2 protein-coding genes are annotated in these 3,345 nt (G+C 46.7%); both read left to right on the forward strand.

Annotation, left to right across the window (positions count from 1 at the left end; translation table 11 throughout):
* Window positions 1-1,323, forward strand: a 1,323-nt coding sequence (locus tag H6F50_RS07260; RefSeq protein ID WP_190427960.1) for a non-ribosomal peptide synthetase, incomplete at its 5' end; no start/stop codon positions are given.
* On the forward strand, window positions 1,316-3,345 hold a 2,030-nt coding region (locus H6F50_RS07265), incomplete at its 3' end, for a type I polyketide synthase (RefSeq protein WP_190427962.1). The genes H6F50_RS07260 and H6F50_RS07265, both read left to right, overlap by 8 nt.

Consider the following 3,345-nt stretch of genomic DNA (forward strand, 5'->3'; position numbering starts at 1 on the left):
AGCCTCGTTTTAGCTAAACCAGGTGGTCATCAAGATAGCGGTTATTTAGTCCAACTGATTGCTCAGCAAAAAATCACGACACTGCACTTTGTCCCCTCCATGCTGCAAGTATTTTTAGAGGAGTTAAGTGTAGTAAAATGTAACAGTCTTAAGCGGGTATTTTGTAGCGGTGAAGCTCTGCCTTTTGATTTGCAAAAGCGCTTTTTTATCCGTTTAGGTGCCGTAGAATTACATAACCTTTATGGGCCGACAGAAGCGGCAATTGATGTTACTTTTTGGGCTTGCCAGCGTAACAGCCAACGGCGAAGTGTTCCCATCGGTCGTCCGATTGCCAATACGCAGATATATCTCTTAGATTCACATTTACAACCTGTCCCGATTGGCGTTCCGGGCGAGTTACACATTGGCGGTTTTGGTTTGGCTAGAGGTTATCTGAATCGACCAGAGTTAACCCAAGAGAAGTTTATTCAGAATCCTTTTAAAGACCTAACCCCCCAGCCCCCTTCCCTACAAGGGCAGGGGGAGAATTGCTCCCCTCCCCTGCTAGGGGAGGGGTTGGGGGAGAGCCGCCTTTACAAAACCGGGGATTTAGCTCGTTATTTACCCGATGGAAATATTGAATTTTTGGGAAGAATTGACCACCAAGTAAAAATTCGAGGTTTCCGTATCGAATTGGGAGAAATTGAGGCGGTGTTGTTACAACATCCCCAGGTGCGAGAAACGGTGGTGCTTGCCAGAGAAGATATGCCCAACGACCGCCGCTTAGTCGCTTATGTAGTTCCGAATCACGATGCTGAACTTTCGATTAATGAATTGCGCGATCGCTTAAAACAAAGCCTTCCTGAATACATGGTGCCTTCGGCTTTCGTATTCCTAGACACTTTGCCGCTGACACCCAATGGAAAAGTTAATCGTCGCGCCTTACCTGCTCCGGAAAATCAGCGTTTAGAGTTAGCAGTTTATCAACCTCCCCAATCAGAGATTGAAAAAACAATTGCGACTGTTTGGAAAACGGTACTGAACTTAGAGAAAGTCGGGATTCACGATAATTTCTTTGATCTCGGGGGACATTCATTACTGATGCTTCAGGTGAATCACAAACTGCGGACAGTTTTTAACCGAGAGATATCAGTCGTTACTTTATTTCAAAACCCAACCATTTATTCGCTGGCGCAATATTTAAGCCAACAACAGCCTGCTTTTGAAGAAATACGCGATCGCGAAGTTGGACGCGATAGTGTCCAGCGCGCTCGAAAGCAAATAGAGGCTATCAATCGCCAAAAAGAACTATTGAGCAAGCAAGGTAGAAAGATTCATGGATAGGGCTACAAATTACGATTCTCTGGAAGGCATTGCCATTATCGGCATGAGCGGACGCTTTCCCGGTGCGAAGAATGTCGAAGAATTTTGGCAAAATTTACGCGATGGAGTCGAATCAATTTCGGTCTTCACCAATGAAGAATTAATAGATGCTGGAATCGCTCCAGGTTTACTCGATAATCCCAATCATGTAAAAGCTGGTGCCGTATTAGAAGATGTTGAATTTTTTGATGCTTCTTTCTTTGGTTTTAACCCCAAAGAAGCGGAAATGACCGACCCGCAACACCGGATATTTTTAGAATGTGCTTGGGAAGCGCTGGAAAATGCTGGTTACGACACCCAAAGATGTGAAAGTCGCATTGGCGTTTATGCAGGTGCTAGCCTGAATAATTATTTATCTTTTAATTTAAATCGCGACCAAATTGGGTCGGCGGACAGTTTCCAAAAATTAATTGGTAACGATAAAGATTTCCTTACGACTCGCGTTTCTTACAAATTAAATCTTAAAGGGCCAAGCCTGACTGTTCAAACAGCTTGTTCCACTTCATTAGTGGCGACAACTCTGGCTTGTCAAAGTTTATTAAATTACCAATGCGATATGGCATTGGCGGGTGGAGTTTCGATTCGGGTGCCGCAAAAGACAGGGTATTTATATCAAGAAGGGGGAATTTTATCTCCGGATGGTCATTGCCGCGCCTTTGATGCTGATGCACAGGGAACCATTATTGGGAATGGTGTGGGAGTGGTCGTTTTAAAAAGATTAGAGGATGCGATCGCAGATGGCGATCGCATTCATGCGGTAATCAAAGGTTCGGCGATTAATAACGATGGTTCTGAGAAAGTCGGGTACACAGCACCCAGCGTCAACGGACAAGCAGACGCGATCGCAGAAGCAATTGCCCTCGCGGGAGTCGATCCGGAAACCATCACCTATATCGAAACTCACGGAACTGGAACCAGATTAGGCGATCCGATTGAAATTACTGCGCTTTCTAATGTTTTTGGTGCCAATACCGAGAAAAAGAATTTCTGCGCCATCGGTTCCGTCAAAACCAATATCGGTCATCTGGATGCAGCAGCGGGTGTCACGGGACTCATGAAGACGGTTTTGGCACTAAAACACAAGTTGATTCCACCCAGCTTAAATTTTAAACAGCCAAATCCTGAGATTGATTTTGCCAATAGTCCCTTTTACGTCAATACCCAGCTGACAGAATGGAAGGCAAATGCGACCCCGCGCCGTGCCGGAGTCAGTTCTTTGGGGATTGGTGGCACCAACGCTCATGTGGTTCTCGAAGAAGCGCCAACTGTAAAAGCATCTAGTTCTTCGCGTCCTTGGCAATTATTGGTGCTTTCCGCCAAAACGGAATCCGCACTGGAGACGGCTACGGCAAATTTGGCGGCTCACCTCAAGCAGCACCCCGATCTCAATTTGGCGGATGTTGCTTACACCCTGCAAGTAGGTCGTCGGGCTTTTGAACATCGCCGGATCTTGGTTTGCCAGACGGTTGAGGAGTTAGTAAACCAATTGGAAACCCCTCACCCTCAAAAAGTTTTAACTCACTTCCAAGAGCCTACTGAACGCTCCATCGCCTTCATGTTTCCCGGACAGGGAGCGCAGTATGTGGATATGGGGCGGGAACTGTACCAGACTGAGCCGATATTTCGAGAGCAAGTAGACCGTTGCGCTGCCCTTCTTCAACCTCATATCGGGATGGATTTGCGATCGCTACTTTATCCCAACCAGCCGAATCCTGAAGCAGCCGCAGAAAAACTCAAACAAACTTGCTTTGCTCAACCTGCATTATTTGCGATCGAGTATGCCTTAGCTCAATTGTGGATGTCCTGGGGCATTTCTCCCCAAGCGATGCTGGGTCACAGCATTGGCGAATATGTAGCGGCTTGTTTTGCGGGTGTCATGTCTGTTGAAGACGCTTTAGCTTTGGTGGCGATTCGTGGGCGACTGATGCAGCAAATGCCAGCCGGGGCGATGCTTGCCGTTTCCTTGCCAGAAGCGGAGGTTAA

This window comes from Coleofasciculus sp. FACHB-712, from assembly GCF_014695635.1.
Lineage (GTDB): Bacteria > Cyanobacteriota > Cyanobacteriia > Cyanobacteriales > FACHB-T130 > FACHB-T130.